This is a genomic window from Photobacterium ganghwense, assembly GCF_003025595.1.
Taxonomy (GTDB): Bacteria; Pseudomonadota; Gammaproteobacteria; order Enterobacterales; family Vibrionaceae; genus Photobacterium; species Photobacterium ganghwense.
Genome location: NZ_PYMI01000003.1, coordinates 51,517 through 73,211, shown reverse-complemented (window position 1 = coordinate 73,211; position 21,695 = coordinate 51,517). Strand labels below are relative to the sequence as shown.

15 protein-coding genes are annotated in these 21,695 nt (G+C 50.5%); 1 reads left to right on the top strand and 14 read right to left on the bottom strand.

The window, feature by feature from the left end:
- Window positions 1-118: 118 nt before the first annotated feature.
- The 6 genes from C9I92_RS10840 to C9I92_RS25890 form a co-directional block, all read right to left on the bottom strand.
- A complete protein-coding gene (locus C9I92_RS10840) occupies window positions 119-802 on the bottom strand; it encodes a response regulator (protein ID WP_084712710.1) in 684 nt (227 codons plus the stop codon).
- Window positions 799-3,477 carry a sensor histidine kinase gene (locus C9I92_RS10835; RefSeq protein ID WP_047887833.1) on the bottom strand — a complete coding sequence of 893 codons (2,679 nt, stop codon included), beginning with the start codon at window positions 3,475-3,477 and terminating at the stop codon, window positions 799-801. Before C9I92_RS10835 ends, C9I92_RS10840 begins: the two co-directional genes overlap by 4 nt.
- Before the next feature lie 217 nt (window positions 3,478-3,694).
- Window positions 3,695-4,345 carry a potassium-transporting ATPase subunit KdpC gene (kdpC, locus tag C9I92_RS10830; protein WP_084712711.1) on the bottom strand — a complete coding sequence of 217 codons (651 nt, stop codon included), beginning with the start codon at window positions 4,343-4,345 and terminating at the stop codon, window positions 3,695-3,697.
- 10 nt (window positions 4,346-4,355) lie between these two features.
- The gene (kdpB, locus tag C9I92_RS10825; RefSeq protein ID WP_047887834.1) at window positions 4,356-6,377 is read right to left on the bottom strand and encodes a potassium-transporting ATPase subunit KdpB; all 2,022 of its coding nucleotides are present in this window, start codon (window positions 6,375-6,377) and stop codon (window positions 4,356-4,358) included.
- A gap of 3 nt (window positions 6,378-6,380) precedes the next feature.
- Window positions 6,381-8,105: a potassium-transporting ATPase subunit KdpA gene (kdpA, locus tag C9I92_RS10820; RefSeq protein ID WP_047887835.1), complete on the bottom strand. Its 1,725-nt coding sequence runs from the start codon at window positions 8,103-8,105 to the stop codon at window positions 6,381-6,383.
- An 8-nt stretch (window positions 8,106-8,113) separates the two neighbouring features.
- Window positions 8,114-8,194 (bottom strand): potassium-transporting ATPase subunit F, encoded by an 81-nt coding sequence (locus C9I92_RS25890; protein WP_084712712.1) that lies wholly within the window; start codon window positions 8,192-8,194, stop codon window positions 8,114-8,116.
- Between the two features lie 249 nt (window positions 8,195-8,443).
- Here C9I92_RS25890 and C9I92_RS10810 point away from each other — a divergent pair, with 249 nt between their 5' ends.
- Complete coding sequence (locus tag C9I92_RS10810) at window positions 8,444-9,124, top strand: TetR/AcrR family transcriptional regulator (protein ID WP_047887836.1); 681 nt, start codon at window positions 8,444-8,446, stop codon at window positions 9,122-9,124.
- Window positions 9,125-9,322: 198 nt separating this feature from the next.
- Here the strand turns inward: C9I92_RS10810 and C9I92_RS10805 are convergent, their stop codons facing one another.
- The 8 genes from C9I92_RS10805 to csy3 all read right to left on the bottom strand — a co-directional run bounded on the left by C9I92_RS10805 (window position 9,323) and on the right by csy3 (window position 21,692).
- Window positions 9,323-12,364 carry an efflux RND transporter permease subunit gene (locus tag C9I92_RS10805; RefSeq protein WP_047887837.1) on the bottom strand — a complete coding sequence of 1,014 codons (3,042 nt, stop codon included), beginning with the start codon at window positions 12,362-12,364 and terminating at the stop codon, window positions 9,323-9,325.
- Window positions 12,365-12,369: 5 nt separating this feature from the next.
- Window positions 12,370-13,503, bottom strand: coding sequence for an efflux RND transporter periplasmic adaptor subunit (locus tag C9I92_RS10800; RefSeq protein ID WP_047887838.1), 1,134 nt, complete (start codon window positions 13,501-13,503; stop codon window positions 12,370-12,372).
- A 674-nt stretch (window positions 13,504-14,177) separates the two neighbouring features.
- Window positions 14,178-16,763 (bottom strand): sensor histidine kinase, encoded by a 2,586-nt coding sequence (locus C9I92_RS10795; protein ID WP_047887839.1) that lies wholly within the window; start codon window positions 16,761-16,763, stop codon window positions 14,178-14,180.
- Between the two features lie 34 nt (window positions 16,764-16,797).
- Window positions 16,798-17,910 (bottom strand): response regulator, encoded by a 1,113-nt coding sequence (locus C9I92_RS10790; protein WP_047887840.1) that lies wholly within the window; start codon window positions 17,908-17,910, stop codon window positions 16,798-16,800.
- Between the two features lie 910 nt (window positions 17,911-18,820).
- The gene (locus C9I92_RS10785) at window positions 18,821-19,063 is read right to left on the bottom strand and encodes a hypothetical protein (protein WP_047887337.1); all 243 of its coding nucleotides are present in this window, start codon (window positions 19,061-19,063) and stop codon (window positions 18,821-18,823) included.
- A gap of 290 nt (window positions 19,064-19,353) precedes the next feature.
- A complete protein-coding gene (locus C9I92_RS10780) occupies window positions 19,354-19,596 on the bottom strand; it encodes a hypothetical protein (protein WP_047887337.1) in 243 nt (80 codons plus the stop codon).
- 438 nt (window positions 19,597-20,034) lie between these two features.
- A complete protein-coding gene (gene cas6f / locus C9I92_RS10775; protein WP_047887338.1) occupies window positions 20,035-20,658 on the bottom strand; it encodes a type I-F CRISPR-associated endoribonuclease Cas6/Csy4 in 624 nt (207 codons plus the stop codon).
- The gene (gene csy3, locus C9I92_RS10770) at window positions 20,658-21,692 is read right to left on the bottom strand and encodes a type I-F CRISPR-associated protein Csy3 (RefSeq protein WP_047887339.1); all 1,035 of its coding nucleotides are present in this window, start codon (window positions 21,690-21,692) and stop codon (window positions 20,658-20,660) included. Before csy3 ends, cas6f begins: the two co-directional genes overlap by 1 nt.
- Window positions 21,693-21,695 lie beyond the last annotated feature (3 nt).

Here is a 21,695-nt window from a genome sequence, read left to right as displayed (position 1 = left end):
GTTTGCCTATCTTGTTACTTATCGAGTCTGATACCTAACACAGATGTAAACAAAACCGTGTCATATGGCTGAGGCAATCTACCCCCATAAATAGCCAGTTGCCAAAGCTCACCGACCACTAACTCTCAATACACAGCCGGTAACCAACGCCCGACTCCGTCCTGACATACGTCGGCTCTGTCGGGTCATCCGCCAGTTTTTGCCTGAGGTGACTGATCACGATACGCAGGTAATGGGTATCGGCGGTATGGCTGGGACCCCAGATTTCTTTTAACAACTGAGTCTGGGTAATCACGCAATTGGGCGATGACGCTAACATCGCCAACACCGCGTATTCTTTGGGCGTCAGATCGACACTGGCGCAGTTAACAGAAACCTGTCGCTTCATCAGATCGATTTTCAGCTTACCGTCATCCAGTACCGGCATCTGCTCCGGCTTGATATGGTCCCGCAAACACACCCGTACCCTTGCCAGCAGTTCCATAACGCTGAACGGCTTGGTGACATAATCCTGCGCGCCGGTATCGAGCGCCTGAACCTTTTCTCTGTCCTGATTACGCACCGACAGCACAATAACCGGCACCGAACTCCAGCTGCGTAGTTCCTGTAGCACCTGATGACCGTCCATATCCGGCAGCCCCAAGTCCAGCACCACCAGATCCGGCTGCTGACGCACCACCGCCGCCAGCCCTTGTTCGCCGTTTTCAGCTTCGGTAACGTCATACCCTTCACTGGCCAGCGCAATACGCAGCATACGCCGGATCTGGGTTTCATCATCAATGACAACTATCTTTATACTCAAGAGCTTACCTTCCCTAATGCCCGTTCCGGATAGTCTAACGGCAGTTCTACTTCAATTCGAGTACCCTGCCCCTGGCTGCCATCTGTCGCCCTCACCTTGCCACCGTGGGCACTGATCATACCCCGGCAAATAGCCAGCCCCATTCCGGTGTTCTGTTTTTTCTGATCGCCGTCGGCCACGACATAAAACATATTGAAAATCTGCTCCTGCGAGGCTTTGGGGATCCCCGGCCCTTTGTCTTCAATAGCGATTCGGCAGCGCTCGGGGGTTGTTTCCATCACAATGGTGATCGGCTCGCTTTGTGGTGAAAAGCGCACCGCATTTTCCAGAATATTGAACAGCGCCTGCTCCACCAGCGCAGCATGCACATACAACAGCGGCGGCTCGTGCCTGCGGACATAATCGATTTTCACGGCCGGAAAATACCGTTTCAAGCGGCTCAGCACGCTGCCGATAATGTCATCCACCGATACCCAGTCCCGCTCTATTTTCAGCGAGCCGTGCCCCAGTTTGGTCATGTCCAGCAGGTTCTGGATATAACTGTCCAGCCGGCGGCTTTCCTGCAAAATGGTATCGAGCAGTTCATAGCGGTCCTGATTGTTCAGCTGTTTATCCAGAATGCGCAGGCTTTCAGCCGCCCCCATCATGGCTGACAGCGGCGATTTCAAATCGTGGGATACCGAGGACAGCAATGCGGAGCGGATCTGCTCCACTTCGGTTTTTACCCGGGCACTTTCCAGATCCGTGACCAGTTGAATCCGCCGCCAGGTACCGGCGGCCTGTTGCAACATCGCTTGCAGCAACTCACGTTCAAAATTGCCAAACTGGGTTTGCGCCGGGTCCCAGTACAGAATCACCGCGGCAATAACGGTATTTTCCTGCACGACAGGGACGACCGTCACCTTAGAGGCACTGAGGGTATCGGTAAACCGACCGGCCATATGGCCGTGCTGCATCGTCCAGTCAACCACGGATTCGTCGAGCTGTTGCAGGGTAAACCGCGGCGGCGGGATGAAACGTTTCTGACGATCATCACCGGTTAACGCAATGGTGCATTTAACCTCCAGCGCCCGGCCGATGTGACGGCTGATTGACTTCCACAGCGCTTTTTCATCATCCGCAACCGAAAGTGCCTGCGCCAGCTCCTTAAGGGTTTCGGCATAGCGGTTCGACTCTTTGAGCAGGATAAACTGATGCCGGATGCGCGAGGCCGCCGGCCCGCTGATAAGACCGATACAGATCAGAAAAATCAGGGTCGCGACATCGTCCTGATTGGTCACCTTGAGGGTATAAATCGGCGCGGTTAGAAAGAAGTTGAAGCTCAGGAAAGACCAGACCGCGGTGGCCATTGCCGGGCGGGCACCAAATTTCAGGCCAATGCCGAGTATCGCCAGCACATAGAGCAGTACCAGATTGCCCCGGCTCAGGACATCCAGCAGCAACACGGCCAGTACCGTTGCCACTGCCGTGTACGCCAGGCCAAACAGGTGGCCTTTTTTATCGCCCAGCGGCGAGTCAGGCAGGTCATGCTCTTGCGGCTCGGCCAGCTGTCCCGGCGCCCGATAGACCGACACCTCAACCGGCAGGCCGGATTCAATCAACCGCTGATACAGGCGCTTCTTCCACCAGAACAGGCGATGCCGGGTACCGGCCCCCACCAGAACGGTGTTGATCCGTTGCTCGCTGAGAAACGGCAGGATGCTTTTATAGGTGCTGGAGCCACGCAGCACCTCAACGGTGGCGCCCAGCTCTTCGGCCACAGCCATAGCCTCATTCAACCAGGTCCGCTTTTTCTGATCACGGGTTTTACCGGTATCGACCCATACCACTGTCCAGGGGATCTGCCGCCGCTCGGCCATCTGCCTGCCGATCCGGATCAGATAACGGTGATCGCTGTTAGCACTGATCAGCACCAGCAGTTTGTCTTTGAGAATGTACTCAGTTTTCTCGGCCCGGGCTTCCAGCTCACTGATCAGGCTCGCATCCACCTGCTCGATCACCCGCTTCATCGCCAGCTCCCGCAGGGCGGTCAGGTTCGAGACGGAAAAGAACGTGTCCATCGCCAACCGGGCATATTCCGGCAGATAGACCTTCCCCTGCTGCAACCGCTCAACCAGATTGAGCGGCGGCAAATCAATAAAGCGGATATCGTACGCGTCATCCACAAAACTGTCCGGCACCGTCTCTCTGACCCGGATACCGGTGATTTGCTTGACCACATCATTGAGGCTGGCCAGATGCTGAATATTCACTGTAGTGTAAACATCGATACCCGCCGCCAGCAATTCAGCCACGTCTTGATAGCGCCGCTTGTGGCGACTGCCGGGCACATTGGTATGCGCCAGCTCGTCCACCAGGATCAGAGCCGGTTTGCGGGCAAGGGCACCGTCCAGATCAAACTCCGTTAACACCGTGCTGTGGTAATTAACCTGTTTGCGCGGCAGCACTTCCAGCTCCGCCAGCATAGCCTCGGTTTCCGCCCGGCCATGGGTTTCCACCAGCCCCACCATTAAATCGGTGCCTTGCTGCAAACGCTCCTTGGCGGCACTGAGCATGGCATAAGTTTTCCCTACCCCGGGCGCAGCCCCGAGAAACACGGTTAACTTGCCTTTTCCCTCATGTATGACCTTACTGAGTAACGCATCGGCCTGCTGAGAGCGGACATTTTCATCCACGGTTCGGCTCTCCTCTGATTTTCCTGCCCGTCAACATACCTTATCAACGGGCAACTTACATATGAAATTAGCTGCAACAATATAAACACCGACGGACCGCAAAAAGACGAAAAGCAGGTCAGCAATGTTGCTGACCTGCCTGTGTGGCTTTTCGCTATTGACTGAGCGTGACGCTTACTCCTCGTGATGCATCCGCCGATAATTTCCCCTTCACTGACTATTGCGAAGATGCGCTCATGGCATCCAGTGCCAGATTCAGCTTGAGCACATTGACCCGGGGTTGACCCAGCATCCCCCACTGCGGCGCTTCGATGTGCGCGCTGATTACCGCCTTGACCTTTGCTTCATCCCATTGCCTTTCTCTGGCAATGCGTGGCACCTGCAAGTATGCCGCTTGCGGTGAAATGTGCGGATCCAGCCCGGCACCGGATGCTGCCAGCATATCGACCGGTATATCCGCCGCCTGTACGCCTTCGCGGCGTTGAATCACCGTGCTGTCAGCCGCCACCCGCTCACGCAGTTCCGGGTTATCTGACGCTAAGTTGCTGCCGCCGGTCGCCATCGGATCATAACCAGCGGCACTGGGGCGGCCATGGAAATAGTGGTCGCTGACAAAGGCCTGACCCACCAGCTCTGAACCCAATGTCTTCCCATTGACCTGAATTAAGCTGCCGGTCGCCTGATGCGGAAACAACCACTGCCCCAGCATCGTCACGCCACCGGTATACAAGCCACCGCAAAGCAGCAGCATGATCACACTGGCCTTGGTCGCTACCACCACCTGATGCTGCCAGGAATCAGATGCCAGCTGGCCACGCTCGCCTTGCAGATCCAGATCGTTAATAGATTGAGGGTAATTCCAGTTCATTTTTCTGTTCCTATACCAGCGTGCCAATCACGACATCGAACATTTTGATCGCCAGGAATGGCAACACCACCCCGCCCAGCCCATATACCAGCATGTTGTTTCGCAGCAGTTTTTCCGCACTGATCGGTTTCACCCGCACGCCACGCAACGCCAATGGGATCAACACCGGAATAATGACGGCATTGAATACCAGCGCTGCCAGTACCGCGGAAGCCGGACTGCTCAGGTTCATAAAATCGAGCGCCGCCATGGCCGGAATGGTGCTGACAAACACCGCCGGAAGAATGGCAAAGTATTTCGCCACATCATTGGCCAGCGAGAAGGTCGTCAGTGCGCCACGGGTGATCAACAACTGCTTACCCACTTCAACAACCGCCAGCAGTTTGGCCGGGTCAGAATCCAGATCCACCATGTTACCGGCCTCTTTCGCAGCCTGCGTGCCGGAGTTCATCGCCAGACCAATATCGGCCTGAGCCAGAGCCGGAGCATCGTTGGTGCCGTCACCGACCATGGCTACCAAGCGGCCTTTGGCCTGCTCACGGCGGATCAATGCCAGCTTGTCTTCCGGTTTGGCTTCGGCAATAAAATCATCAACCCCGGCTTCCGCCGCTATCACCCCGGCTGTCACCGGGTTATCGCCGGTGACCATCACGGTTCTGACGCCCAGCGCCCGCAGGCGGGCAAAGCGCTCGGCGACACCCGGTTTAATAACATCCATCAGGGCAATCACCCCCAGCACTTGAGTCTCGCTGGCGACGACCAGTGGCGTACCTCCTTTCTGGGCAACAGACATTACCTGCTGATCAATATCCTCCGGCCAGCGAAGGTGCCTTTCTGTCGCCCAGTGACGCATCGCATCACTGGCCCCTTTCATGCGCAAGCTGCCATCGGGTAACTGAATACCCGATACCCGGGTTTTCGGTGAAAATGGCAGGAATTCCGCACCCTGCGGTTCTTCTTCGATCACGGCGCCTTTATCTTCCGCCAGTTGCAGGACCGATTTACCTTCCGGGGTTGGATCATCCAGTGAAGAAAGCACCGCCGCGTGCATCAGATCCGCCTCACTGACTCCCCGCACCGCAAGAAACGCCGTGGCCTGACGGTCACCGAACGTGATGGTGCCGGTTTTATCAAGCAGCAGGGTGTCAATATCCCCGGCCACTTCAACGGCTTTACCGGATTTCGCTACCACGTTGGCTTGCAGGGCCCGGTTCATCCCGGCGATCCCGATCGCGGGCAGCAATCCTCCAATCGTGGTCGGGATCAGACACACCAGCAGCGCAATCAGCATGGCGTAGTCCAATTCGCCCCCGATGAAATCAGCCATCGGCGGCAGGGTGATCACGATCAGCACAAAGACCGCCGTCATGGCTGACAGCAAAACGGTCAGTGCCAGCTCGTTCGGCGTTTTCTTACGCTGTGCTCCTTCCACCAGCCCGATCATGCGATCCAGAAAACTGTTGCCCGGGTCATTGGCGACCTGCAGCAGGATACAGCCGGTCAGCACCTTGGTGCCGCCAATCACACTGGAGTGATCAGTCCCGGCTTCCCGCAGCACCGCCGCTGACTCACCGGTAACCGCCGACTCATTGACCGTGGCAACCCCTTTAACGATGTCGCCGTCTGCCGGGATATACTCGCCCTGATTCACGCAGACGATATCCCCCTTGCGCAGTGCCGACGCCTCGACCCACTCCTGATTTTCACCGTGCATCCGGCAGGCACGCAGCGCCTTCTTAGCCGAACGCAGGCTGGCTGCCTGACCGCGGCTTTTGGCTTCCGCGACCGATTCGGCAAAGTTGGCAAACCAGACGGTGAAAAACAAAATCAGCGTAATGGCCAGCTCAACCCCAAAACTGTTGCCGGACAGCATTCGCTGCACCGTCATCACGGCGCTCAGTGCCGTACCGAGCCACACCACAAACATGACCGGGTTCGCGGCCATTCTTCTGGCCGACAGTTTTTTCAGCGCGTCCAGACTTGCCAGCTGTATATCAGCCATTGACATCACCTGTCCTTGTTCTTGTTTCATGAATCAGTTCCCCATCCCGGCCTGAGCCAATTGCAGAGCTTCCCCAATCGGGCCCATCACAGCGGCCGGAAGGAAAGATAAGAAGTTAATAATCAGGATAACGGCGACCAGCGTGACGCAGAAGGTCGGATTTTCGAGTCTCAACGTCCCCGCACTAACCGGACTGACGCGTTTGCTGGCCAGTGAGCCCGCCACAATCAGCGCCAGGAACAGCGGCAGATAGCGGCCCGCAAGCAGCACCAGTACACAAGTCAGGTTCCACCACGGCGTGTCATCGCCCAGTCCCTCATAGCCGGAGCCATTGTTGGCAAAGGCGGAGGTGTATTCATAAAACACCTGCGAGATCCCATGCAGGCCGGGGTTACTGGTGCCGCTCAAGCCTGGAAACGCCACAGTGATTGCCGTCAGCCCGAGGATCAGGAAGGTAGGCAGCACAATCAGGCTCGCCAGAATCGTGATTTCTTTGGTTTCAATTTTCCGTCCGAAGATTTCCGGCGTGCGCCCAATCATCAACCCGGACAGGAACACCGCCAGCCAGACATAGACCAGGAAATTGACAAAACCGCAGCCAATCCCGCCCCAGATGGCGTTGATCAACATACCGGAACGAATCATCAGGCCGCCCAGCGGGTTGAATGAGTCATGCATGGCATTGACTGACCCATTGGAGGTTTGGGTGGTAAACGTGCCCCACAGCGCAGACAGCTCCGGGCCAAAGCGCACTTCCTTACCTTCCATGTTGGGACCGGCCGCACTCAGCTGCGAAAACGCCGCATTGGGCTGAATTTCACTGTATACGGTGGCGACAATGAAACTCACGCTCAGTACCCCCATGGCCGCGATCGACATCCAGGAAAAGCGTTTATTGCGCAGCAGACCGCCCGCCATAAACACCACTGCCATCGGGACCAGCACCAGTGCGATAGTTTCAATGGCATTACTCACCGGGGTCGGGTTTTCCAGCGGGTTACTGCTGTTCGGGCCATACCAGCCACCGCCATTGGTGCCCAGTTGTTTGATAGCCACCATGGAGGAAACCGGGCCAATCGGCACCTGTTGCTCTGCCAGCGGCGAAGCCGTATCTAAGGTTGTCACCGGCTGTGCCCCGCTGAAGCTGCTGGGTACTCCCTGCCACGTCAGCAGCAATGCCACAATGGCGGCCAGCGGAATCAGCACACGCACCACACCGCGTACCATATCGACATAGTAGTTACCCAGATCACGGGCTTCGCCTTCTTTGGCGGTGTCACGGTTCAGGCCGCCACGCATTCCGCGCAGTACTGCCACACAGACCGCCAGCCCCATAGCCGGGGTCACAAATTGCAACGTAACAATCAAAAAGCCCTGTGAGAGATAGCTCAGCTGAGCCTGACCGGAATAGTGCTGCTGGTTGGTATTGGTCAGAAACGACACCGCAGTATGCAGCGCCAGATCCCACGACAGCGGCCCGATGTTATCCGGGTTCATGGGCAGAATGTGCTGAAACTGGAGGATCAGATAGGCAAGCACACCCAGCACCAGATTACTGAGCAGAAAAGCGGCGCCGTAGGTCTGCCAGTTCATGCCCTGGGTGTGATTAATTCCAAGCAACCGGTAAATGCCCCGCTCCAGCGGCGCAAACACTTTGTCGCTGACATGTGCCTTGCCGGAAAAAACGCCGGTCATGTAGGCCCCCAGCGGCATGGCCAGCAGAAGCGCCAGCGAACAGATAATAACGATATCTAACATAGCGCCTCCTAAAACTTCTCGGGCTCGAAAACAGCCCACATAAGATAAACGAGTAGCGAGGCAGACAGTGCTAACAGTAGCCAGTCCATTGTGATTCTCCCTAAGTCATTAAGTCACCATGGAAAGGTATGAAAACCGGGCGTAAATTCTCTAGGCAGGAAAACCGCAAAGGCGTAAAGATTTCGTAAAGTAAGGTGTCAGCCCCTCGCTTCGGCTGTTGCCGTCCGCTCCCGACTGATGTTTGGCGGTATACTATGTTCATGCGATCCCGTCGGTAGTACACTTACCGGGCAGTCGCATACAACCCTGCTGTTAACCCTTTGATCTCGATGGCTCTTATGAATAATTCAGGTTCACTCGTCTCCCCAACCAATCAACACTCCGAAACGGACAACCCCGTCAAACCGCGCGGTCGACGCGGCAGGCCGGTCGGTGATCGTGAATCGAAACGGGCTGAATTGCTGGCAGCGGCTATCGCAGTGACGGCCGAGGAAGGGTATACCGGGGCTTCGTTGCGCAAAGTAGCAAAGCGGATTGGCGGGACGACCGGCACGGTGACCTATTACTTTGCGAACAAAGAAGAAATGATCACCGCCGTTGCAGAAGAGCTGTTCAGCAAACTCGCAGCGTTGCTCGATGTGAATGACGAGAACCTGGATCTCAACAAGTTACTGCAAAAATGGCTGGTCTTGAACGATTCCAGTGAAACGGATTTATGGCTGGTCTTTATCCAGTTACTCGCCCATGCCCGCCATGAACTTGCTATCGCCGCGGTGATTCAACGCCACAGTGCACAATTTCGCTCGAGGCTGGCGTCTATCGTGGAGACAGGGCAAGCGCAAGGCACGATACGAAACGATATTCCGGCCGAGCTGCTTGCCGATCAACTGTGTGCTTTGTGCGACGGATGGGTACTGATGATGCCCATTGAGCCAGAGCGGTTCACACCGGAACGAGTCCAGGTATTACTGCAAACGGTATCGACCTTGATCGCACCGCCGTCGGCGAGCTCTGTCTGAACACAACGCCCGAAAAAAACGCTGAAAAACACTACTGGAAAACACCGCTGAGTGGCCACTACCCTCGGAATAAAAAACGGCCGGACTTTCTGTAGAAGAAAACCCGGCCGGTTTATTCTCTGGACTTCATCTGATCTGTCTCTGGTTTCCCTCTGACTTACCTTGATTATCCGTTTACTAACTTGTTATTGCCAAGAGTTAAAACCGGTGCGACGGTACCCGGTAAATGGACGCATAAAACACTGGCAGCACAACCATCGTCAGGAGCGTCGCGAATGCCAGCCCGCCAATAATGGTGATCGCCATCGGGGCAAAAAATACGTCTAAAATCAATGGCACCATCCCCAGCATCGTTGTCAGTGCCGCCATGGAAACAGGCCGCAAGCGGCTGACTGCAGCATCAACAATGGCCGGTAACAAACTTTTCCCATCGGCACATTCCAGGTTTATCTGCTCAATCAACACAATCGCATTCTTAATCAGCATTCCGGCTAAACTCAGAAAGCCCAACAACGCCATAAACCCAAAAGGTTGGCCTGAGGCCAAAAGACCGACAGTCACTCCAATCACCGCCAGTGGCACGCAGAGCCAAATAACCAGTGGCTGGCGTAAAGAATTAAACATCATCACGGTGATGAGGATCATCCCCAGCATAAAGGTCGGAATGGTTTCCATCAGCCCCACCTGCGCTTTTGCCGAATCTTCATACTCGCCGCCCCACGTCAGGGTGTAGCCCGGTGGCAGAGGTAACGCTTCCACCTGTGGGCGAAGACGGGCAAACAGTTTGGTCGCGTTGCCTTCTATCGGGTCGGCAAACACGGTAATCGTTCTTTTTCTGTCACGACGATGAATAATTTCGTCTTCAAACCCGGTTTCAAACGCGCTCACCACTTGTCGCAACGGAATCATATGCTGTGCTGCCGGACTCCAGATTTGCAGGTTAGCCAGATTATCGATACGGCTTCGGGTTGCTTCATCGGCACGAACGATAATAGGTAAAATCAAATCGTCTTCGCGATATACCCCTGCCGTCACGCCCTGAAACCCTTCCTGAATCGCACTCGCGACCATCGGCCGGGTAATGCCGTTAATGTTCGCTTGCTCCTCAGCCAGAACAGCCCTAACCACTTTGACCGTTTGTCGCCAGTCTGTTCGGATCGACTTAGTGTTAGGATCCTGACGGTAAATCGCCTCTACCTGCTCTGCCAAGCGACGCAGTTCAGCGGGTTCCGGACCACTGATCCTAGCCTGTATCTTGCCATTGGAGCCGGGCCCTAACTGGAATGTTGAGGCATATGCCTGCGAATCCGGGAACGCCTTGGCCAGTTGCGCCTCAATTGCTAGCAGCAATGCGCCAATCTTATCCGCATCATCAACACTGACTAAAAACTGCGCGTAAGCACTGTTGGGTTGCTCTGGCTGGTAAGTGAGCAAAAAGCGTAGCGCCCCCTCTCCCAATGTGGTCGTAACGTGTGTCACTCCCTCATGTTCCAGTAACAGCTGTTCAATTTTGGCCGCATCTTTCCGGGTGGTGTCGATATGCGTCCCTTGGGGCAACCAATAGTCAACCATAAATTGCGGACGGGTCGCGTTGGGCAGGAAGTTCTGCTCAACGAATGTAAAGCCCCAGAGTGAAAGTGCAAAAGCCCCAATCACCGAAGCCGAACTGAGATATCGGTGGCGAATACAGGCCCGCAAGAGTTGCTTATAGCGCAGGTAAAACCTGCTCCCATAAGGATCGACGCCAGCGTTCTCTTCTACTGGCGCTTTCAGGAACATCACGCACAGCAACGGGGTGACCGTCACCGCTGTCACCCAGCTTAGAAGCAAGGAAACCATGACGACCTGAAACAGCGAACGACAATACTCGCCGGTTTCATCCTGTGAAGTACCAATGGCCGCAAAAGCCAGAATCGCGATCAGCGTCGCCCCCAACAGCGGCCAGGCCGACTCTTTAACCACCTCAATCGCCGCATGCTCTGCCGATTTACCGCGCTGTAAGCGCACCAGCACACCATCAACCACGACAATGGCATTGTCGACCAGCATCCCCAGCGCGATGATCAGCGCCCCAAGCGAAATCCTTTCTAGCGCGACCCCCATTGAATCCAGGAAGATGAAAGAACTGACAATCGTCAGTACCAGCACAAAACCGATCAGCAGGCCGCTCCGCAGCCCCATAAATAAAAACAGGATACCCACCACAATCGCAGCCGCTTCAATCAGGCTGCTCACGAACCCTGAGATGGCGCCTTTGACCGATTCTGACTGCATCGAGATAGTCCGGATTTCCACCCCAAACGGACGCTGACTTTCCAGTTCAGCCAGCTTGGCCTGTACCGCCTCTCCCATGGTGACCACATTGCCGCCAGAGACTGTCGAGATACCCAGGCCAATCCCCGTCTGACCATCAAACCGAATTTCTGAGCCGATAGGATCGACATAATCACGTTTGACACTGGCGATATCACGAAGATAAATCTGCCGGTTGTTGATGCTGCTAATTAGCAGTGACTCAAAATCAGCGACAGAATGGAGCCCTCCGGTTGGCTGAATCGCCACAAACGAGGCTCCCAGTGCGGCACGGCCTGCATCAACCGCTAATCCTTTTTGACGCAGTGATTCCAAAATAGCGTCAGGATGTATGCCCAACTGTGACATCCGGTTACGGTTAAACTCGACATAAACAGCTTCACTACGCTCAGCAAATGAGGCCACTTTGCCAACATCTTTCACCAGCAACAGCTCACGCTTTAAGTCATCGACATAATTTTTGAGTTCGGCGTAACTGTACCCTTCACCGGTCACGACCATGAAAATACTGTAAACATCGCCGAAATCGTCGATCACAATGGGCTGACCAGCCCCCGGGGGCAAATCGCTCTGCGCATCACTGATTTTTCTGCGCAGCTCATCCCATACCTGTGGCAGGGTTGTTTTGTCGTAATTGTCTTTGATGCGTACCGTAAGCGTTGATAAGCCCCGCTCTGATTTCGAAGTCACCCGCTCCAGTTGGCCAAGCTGTTGTACCGCTTTTTCCAGCTCGTCGCTAACTTCCAGCTCAACCTCCTGCGCTGAGGCCCCTGGGTATGGGGTAATAACCAGTGCATCTTTGATGGTAAATTCAGGGTCTTCGAGACGACTCATACTTGAATAGGAGTGCAAACCGGCAACAAACATGACAACGGTAAGGACCAGCGTAACGATACGGTTTTTAATAGCGACTGAGGCAAAATCCATTTCTGTCACCCCTTCAGAGCATGTACTGGGTAACCTTCGCCCAGCGAACGCACCCCGGAGACAGCAATGATGTCGCCCCGTTCAAGCCCCGCTTTCACATGAATACTGTTCCCAACCGGATCCCCCAATGTGATGATCCGCTGGAAAACCGTGCCAGTCTTCTTGTCATAGAGCCAGACGTAGGGAACTTTATCTGCCGTGGAAAGCACCGCACTTTCCGGGACCAGCAACAAGCTAAACTGAGCCAGGACAACCGCGTTGGTTGGCACCAACAGGCTAATTTTATTTGGGTCGTGAGGCATTTCATAAATCACACTTCCGGTCATACCTGGGCTGATACTGACAAGTTGCGGTGTCTCAAACCCCACCGTTACCTCAAACGTGCGGGTTATCGGATCTGCCATGCTGGAAAAAGACGTGATTTTTGCCGGAAACATCTCGCCGGGCAGCGTACTCAGTTCAACGCTGATATTTGAATTAATCTCGATGGTTTCGATATCTTCAACGCGCTTGTTACGCACCCAATCCGCTTCCGAAACGTGGACTTTCATCTCTAAGGCATCGTCTGTTTGCAGAATCAACACGGTCTGCTTCGCCTGCACATTGGCATAGTCTTCCACGACTTTTCGCGCAATGCGGCCAGTAAACGGGGCACGTAACACGGTATCCTCCAGCGCTTTCTTCGCTTGACGTAGCCCGGCCGTTGCCACTTCCAGATTTCGCCGCGCAAGATCCAATTGCTGCCTAGTCACGGCCTGTCGGTTAAACGCGATCTCGTATCGCTCAAAATCCGCTTGAGCCGCATTGCGTTCCGCGAGTGCCCGATCGCGTTCCGCCGCCAGGGTTGTTGGATCAAGCTTTGCCAACACTGTGCCGGCTGGTACTAACTCTCCTTCTGTAACAAGAAAATCCGTGATTTTACCTGCCACCTCAAAGGCCATATCTGACTGCTTCGCAGCAGAAACACTGCCGGGAAACCGGAAAACCCGCTGAGCGTTATCGTCTCCCACTTGAAATAATTTCACCGGGCGCGAAAAAACCTCACGGACACCCACAGCCTCATCATCACATGCAGTGAGTGTCGCTATTGAGACGAAAAACAGCATTAATAGTTTGAAAAATGGATACTTCTTTAACATTCAGCTCTCCAGATCAATATCCTGAATTGATGCTCTGAATTGATAAGGTCGGAATGACCTGTCACGGTAATTGCCATTTGAACCTGAGGGATCCCCATCAGAATCTGGCCCAACCGTTTGGTCGCCAAGCTTTTCCAGCTCCAGCATAAAAACCGCACCAATCCTGGTACGGGCTGCGCGCGAAAAGACAAAAAAACCACTTTTTCAAAACGTTGCTTGTTGGTTTCTAGCCGGCATAACCACCATTGAGCAGTGTTTTCTTCAAGTAATTCGGGCGAATTATAACAATGAATTCAATTAACACAACAGTCGTTATTTTAAATAAAAAGGAAAAGACGTTCAGTGAGTTCTGTAAAAATCACACGCCTTGGGGCTAAACGCACTCTTAAAACCGCCTAACACAAAAACAGCAAAAACTCTTAAATTCAGACACTTAAGATAAGACATGTAAAATCAAGCCGATGAAAAAGGTATGCAGGAAGAAGTTGGAATAGACGAATGCCCAGACGAATACCTAGATGAGTTGTTGAAAAAAAACCTCAGGATGACACCAAAGGTTCTCTTCAGGCAGACCAGACAAAGCCTCTCGGGTCGCCGCCCGATCCAAACAAAAAAGGTGTAAGAGATTCTCTTACACCTTTTTATTCAGAACGTGATGTTCGATGACTCAAGGATTATGAAGTCATACCCTTATGCTCAGAAGACAAAGCTTGTGCTGCTTTGTACTCCTCCAGCACAATGCCAAATTGCGCAATGATCGCTAAAGCCTTCTCAAAATCGTACGTGGCAACCGCATCGGAAAGTTTATGGCTGAGCTCCAGATTGAGCTTATCGAAACATTGCTGATACTGTGAGTAGTAATACTCTGACTCTAAGTCATATTCTTCCAGTAACAGTGTCAGATACTGTATCTTTTGTTCAAACACTGCTATCGCGGTACTGTCACAGCGCAACTGCACGGGTTTCACGGGTTTGATGTTGATTTCTGGCAATTCATGAGAACGACAGTCCGCAGCTGAACCAGTGCGGTCAATCGCAAGATCAATCGTGAACCAGAAGGTACTGCCTAAACCACATTGGCTTTCAACGCCCACGGTTCCTCCCATTAACTCAGCAATATGCTTGGAAATCGCAAGCCCGAGGCCAGTACCGCCGTACTTACGCGTGGTTGATGAGTCGGCTTGCTGGTAACTGTCAAAGATCTTCGACTGTTCAGCGTCAGACATTCCAATCCCGGTATCCTGCACACTAAAATGCACCCGTACCGATTCCACCGAGAGCACTTCGACCTCAACACGAATCACAATATCGCCATTGTTGGTGAACTTAATGGCGTTACTCACATAGTTAAGCAACACTTGTTTAATTCTGAGCGGGTCGCCCAGCAATGGAGGGATGGAACGGTCTAGCTCGGTGTGTACTATGACTCCCCGCTTCTTCGCCTTGTATTCAAAAATATCCTGAACATCGTGCACCAGTGACGGCAGGTCAAAAGAGATATGCTCAATTTCCACTTTACCCGCATCAAATTTTGACAAATCAAGTATGTCACTGATTAGTGAAAGCAAATGTCTCCCTGATTTGTCGATTTTCATTAGACTGCTCTTTTGCTCGTTATTCAGCTCGGAATGCAACAGGATGTACGACATACCGAGGATCGAGTTCAGCGGTGTTCGAAGCTCATGGCTCACCGTGGAGATAAACTGACTCTTTGCCATGTTAGCGTTTTCAGCTTCCAGCTTCGCCTCTTTCAACGCGGCGGTCAGCGTATCCAGCTTACTCCCCATATGGATAATCGCATTGGCCGTCTCATTGATCTCTTTGAGCCTGAATCCCTCATGAGAAACGTTAAAGTCCCCGGTACTGACTCTGTCCACCATGTTCTGAATTTGCGACAACGGCGCTGCGATAGACTCACTCATTTTTTTAGACGAACGCCAGATGAAGATCAGGAAAAGCGAGTAAAACGAAATCAGGCCAACGATCAGAACATAGCCAATATGCTGGTATTTCTCTTCCAGACTTCTTGATTTGGAATACATTTTATTTTCATCCACGATCAAGAGTAGCCGCCACTGCGTTTCTGGAATCGTCGACCAGGAGATCAGTTTACTCGCGCCATTCAGCGTGATTTGCGTGATCCCTTCTTCACGTTGCTGTAAATGCTGATTCAGCTCAGCCGTGTCTTCGCGTTTGTATAAGTTAAACGACTCAGGTTTGAACACTTCTTTGCTGATCGCCTGCTGGTAGTTGTAATCCGTGAGCTCCTTGACCCCAAAATCCACTTCCCCCTGCGGCGGTAAAGCCATGATCATACCGGTATTGCTGGCCAGTACGGCATAGCCGTCCCAGGGCACCGCCAGCTCTTGAATACTGTCAACAATGGAACTGACAGTGATATCCAGACCAACCACACCTTCAAGAAGTCCCTGGTCTCCATTTTGTGCGGTGCGATACACAGGGGCAATTGACGATGCCATCCAGCCGTGGCCAGCCGGGTCGATATACACATCCGTCCAAACAATCCCTCGCTCGGGATTGTGCTGCTCATCAGCCAAGTAATAAAAGTTATACTCGGGGATATCCATATCGCTTGGGTACTGCGCAACCGTATTAAACCAAGGATAAATTCTGTTGTAGGAGTCCCAGCTGTTGAAATAAACCGAGGCGATCTGCTCATTGCTTTCTTTGAATTGCTTCATCATCGGATCAAGACGAGCCAGTTTTGCAATTTTGCCCCAGTCTTTGTCGACCGTCTTTGCGGAATAGAAAGAAGCCGCTCCGCCCAAGTCTTGCTGAGAGTACAATACACCGTCACGACTCAGCGCGAGATTGGAAAACTCAGAGAGCAGATCTTGTGGTAGCTCTTGTAATAGCTCTTGCGAAAACTCTGATGGCTCTGGTAATAGATTTTGCAATGGCCCCCGCAATCGCTCAGGAAATTCATCGGGTAACGATTCGAAATTATCCACCGGTAAACGCTGCGCTAATGCTCGCTCTGTTTCACTCCGGTAGAGTGCCGTTAAGTTTTCGACCGCTTTCAGCTTTTCCCGAATAATATCCGTTTCCCGGCGAGAAGATATTTTCAGCTCTTCATTAACCTGATGGTAAATATACGCCATATTATCAGTGCTGATGAAATGGTTACTCATCAAGTAAACCGCGATAAGCACGGACTCAACCAGAATAAGGGGAATGATGCCGGTTTTCACCATTGAGCGCCATACCCAGGCTTGGGTGCTTATTTTGGATTTTTCCATCTTTATTCCTGGCTATCCGAAGGGATGAACGCACTTAATTGTTATATCGCAGCGAAACTTCATACAGCTCATCGGCTATCTCGATGAATGCATCAACAATATCGGGATCAAACTGTGTTCCCTTCCCAGACAAGATAAGCTGGACGGCATCCTGGTGCGTAAAGGCGGGTTTATAAACCCGTTTGCTGATTAATGCATCATATACATCAGCGACCGCCATCAACCGGGCAGATAACGGAATATTATTCCCTGCTAACCCCTGCGGATAACCACTGCCATCCCAGTATTCATGATGGGAATACGCAATTTCTTTGGCACATTTAAGAAACTTCATCGGCTGACCACTTATCTTTTCGGCATTTTCAATCGCTTCAAAGCCAATTGTCGTGTGGGTTTTCATCACATCGAATTCTTCAGGTGTCAGCTTGCCTTTCTTGAGCAAAATATTATCGGGGATCCCAATTTTTCCAATGTCATGCAGCGGCGCCGATTTGTAAAACAGCCCAATGGTGTTGTCATCTAAGACTGCCGAATAACTAGGGTTCTCGCGCAGTTTTTCAGCCAGAAGCTTAATGTACGTTTGCGTACGCCGAATATGATTGCCGGTTTCGTTATCACGGGTTTCCGCCAGAGAAACCATGGCATAGAAAGCCACATCCTGGATCGCGTGAAGCTCTTCTCTTTGCCGGAGAATTTCACTGGTGCGACGCTCAACCTCCTTCTCCAGAGCTTCATTTTTCCCCTTTAGCAAATCAGAAGCGATCTTAAGCGCGACATGCGTTTTAACTCTCGCTTTTACAATCTCCGGGTTAATGGGTTTCGTCACATAATCAACAGCTCCCATCTCCAGCCCTTTTTGCTCATCAATTCGGTCAACTTTTGCGGTCAGGAAGATGACCGGAACATCACGCGTTACCGGATTGTGCTTCAGTCGACGACAGACTTCGTATCCGTCCATTTCCGGCATCATAATATCAAGCAGGATCAAATCCGGATTAACCGATTCAGCCACGGCAATGCCACGCGCTCCACTGTTGGCACCTTTAACCTTATAATCATCTTTAAACAGCTGATACATCAGCGTGAGGTTTTCAGGAATATCATCAATAACCAATAAAGTCGGTTTGGAAGACGAAAAATCGTACATCCTTTACTCCTTTTCACAATGACACAGCAAGAGCTCAATAAATCCTGCCTTCCTGAATGAATAAGCTTTGAGCGTATTAGTGTAATTACTCATTAATTAAGTCACTACTAATATAGTAAAAATACACCTCACATTCAGTGAAGTAGCTCAATCTATAATAACAATGGTCATCGCTAACAAAATAAAAAAAACATCAGGAACAAGCTTTTCAATAATATAAATTGATATTTAAACTTTCGCTTTTAAATTAACACTTATTTTATACATTTTATTAAGCTTATCTTAAGTCTTGATAAAAAAACCAACGCATCATTTTTCTTTTCATAGACGTATATTTTCAATTCCATTTTGTCACCCATCTAGAATGGGATAATTCTCATTTCCATTAAAATATCGATGTTCCGTATCTTGAGTTAGTGACTGAATATAAATTATTCAAAAGTGGAGAGATAGATTAATGTATCAATAAGTTATTCACTGAAAACATTAAATAACGATATTTATAATAGCAACAGATAAAATAGCAGACCATTTAAGAGCTAAATGTTAGATATTCAACTTAGAGAAATAGAAATAATTTTTTGAACTGTTAAGAGGGGAAATAAAAACAGTGCAGCTATCATCAGTACTGATAAAGCTGAAAAGCAGATGATAAGTATAGACTTGTGGAAAATTTTCAAGCTTGTAGCTTGCACCATAAGGCTACATAGCCAACCACTTATAAATCAGAAGCTTAGTTATTGCTCTTCACCATAAGCATGCATAAAAAGGCAGCATAACCCGACATAACACTACATGCGAACATTCTGCCTCTCAGTTACATGTAAGTTATTTTCTTACATGAAGAACAGAACCAGATGCCTCAAAGAAACAAAACCCGCATCAAGCGGGCTTATCTTGCTTAGAGCTATTAACGACTCTTATTGGATTGCGCTAACACTGACGCAGCAAACTCTTGGGTATCTTCACTGTACTTGTCACTTTTTAGTACAGCAGAAGCCTTTGACTCCATCTCCTTACCTGTTTGCTTTGACTTATCAACCTGAGCCATAGCACTCGCAGCCAGTGACTTTTGAATTTTTGATGTATTCGGATTAGCAAGAGCTTTCGCTGCTTTAGAAGCAACCCCCTTGGAAGTGGTTTTCTTATTCATAAATCCCCCTGTCTTAGATACTTACAGAAAGATATGGAGATTAAATTTTCGCTTTCAACCATCTGTAGCTTGCACCATAAGGCTACATAGCCAACCACTTATAAATCAGAAGCTTAGTTATTGCTCTTCACCATAAGCATGCATAAAAAGGCAGCATAACCCGACATAACACTACATGCGAACATTCTGCCTCTCAGTTACATGTAAGTTATTTTCTTACATGAAGAACAGAACCAGATGCCTCAAAGAAACAAAACCCGCATCAAGCGGGCTTATCTTGCTTAGAGCTATTAACGACTCTTATTGGATTGCGCTAACACTGACGCAGCAAACTCTTGGGTATCTTCACTGTACTTGTCACTTTTTAGTACAGCAGAAGCCTTTGACTCCATCTCCTTACCTGTTTGCTTTGACTTATCAACCTGAGCCATAGCACTCGCAGCCAGTGACTTTTGAATTTTTGATGTATTCGGATTAGCAAGAGCTTTCGCTGCTTTAGAAGCAACCCCCTTGGAAGTGGTTTTCTTATTCATAAATCCCCCTGTCTTAGATACTTACAGAAAGATATGGAGATTAAATTTTCGCTTTCAACCATCAACAAGCTATTGATAAATAAGACACCCCAGTAATCTCTGGAGTGTCTATATCATTGGCTGCCTCCACGGCAGGTCTTATGTTGTCTGTTGAGGTTGTTTACTTCTTGGCCTTATCTCAACTGCCTATCCGGCAGGTCACTGCCACAATGTCATATTCATAAACCGCAACACTTTCTCAGCTGCCTATCCGGCAGGTCACTTAATATCGCCATGCGTATGCTTCCACCAGGATTTCTCAGCTGCCTATCCGGCAGGTCACCGTAAAGATTTGTCGATATTACTCAAATTAACAGCTACTTAGACCGAAAAGTGCTTTTATACCCTATTTTTCCAATATACTTTATAAACTTGATTTTAAAGGGTAATTTTTCACCCTCAAAAAAAGGGTATTATCGGACTTAAATCAGGCACCGTGCCCATGCACTCAATGTTGGTTGCTAGCCCATATTGCGAATACTGACTCACACTCGATCCTGTAACTGTTTCTCTTTGAATATGCAGTAAGTATTTTTGGCCTGTGCTTTTACTGGTCATAACCGCTTTGTGAAATAGGCTCACTTCACGATCTGACATACCGTGCTTTGGATTAAAGACTTCACCTCTTGCTTCTGCTCGACGCTTTGCCCTAGCTAACCTTCTACGTTTTTCACCTGCAAAGCACTTCGCGATTCCTTGGTTACGTTTGAATCGTATTTCTGATAAGCCTGATGGTACTGCTTGGATATGCGAGATATCAAAGAGGTTATCCCCCTTCATCACAGCAAAGTAATGTTGCTGGCTTAACTGTTCTAAATGTCGCTGATTATCGGAAACAAATGCGATACTCCGCCCTAAAGACGTACAGCTCCATTGCGGAAAAACCACGCCAATACCGCCATCAATATCATTCTGATCCGAGGACAACACACCATGCAAGATACTAATACAACGCCCAGCTAATAACCCCTCATCCACATCTTCTGGCATATAACGAATCAGAAAATAAAAACGATTAGCCATCAGCTTTTACCTCGCTGAAACATACCGGCTTTGCACAACACAGCCATTAGGTAATGAACTTGAGGCGGAATTTCCCCCCCTTTATCCCTGACGTTCCTAAGCTGCCTGATAAACACAGCAGTTAGTGTCAGTAACGAATAAAAGTCTTGCTTCTTCATTGGGTGGCGGCGAGCGATCAGGTAGTCTCGATCTGCCCCGTATTCATGAGTTCGCAGCCTCTTATCTGCAACCTCATCCCACCAATCATCAATCAGATGTAGCGCCGCCCCAACCTTCTCGGCATGAAAACATGCAGCTTGAATACCATTAGGACATTCTACCGTGGCGTACTGTTTAGATGACTCTCCTTGTTCATGACTATCAGTAAACTTCTGGCTGGGATGAAGCTCCTGACAAAACCCCGTTTTCAACGTCGCTTTTATGTCTGCAAACCAAAATTGTTTGGGTTCACACAATGCCGCCGCCATTTCTGAAGCCAAGTCATTCAGCATTACTTGTTCTTCTTCCGGCCAATCAATCCAATCCAAATAACGGGCATCGTCAATGGCGTAACAGCGGCCACTCGACGTAATCACATCAATCCGAGTTCCTAACGTGTGATTATTGCGCCATAACCATGTACCCATCAGAATATTTTTACAGTAACGCTTTGCCAATTCTTGGTAGCCGCCCACTTGCGCATAAATTGATGCTAATTGAATAAGATATCGCCTTACTTTCTGATCTTCACAGCTATCAGGCTGAAGAGAGTTAGCTTCTACTCTGAGTGAAAAACGGCAATGTATCTCTGAAATATTCGGCGGGACATAACAAGCATCAATGCACTGAGGATTACTGTAAGCGAGATCTTGCGGGGCAACATTTTTGAGATTTTGGTTCTTATCATACGCTTCAGTAAAACCACTTTTTGCTGCTCTAATTCGGTTCGTTTCTACCTGAATCGGTACAAAATCAGACTCGGGTGTTTGATAGTAAAACACCGCCTTTCCCGGTGATAATGAGCGAACATAGTTTAAGTGGCGGCAAATTTGCATTTC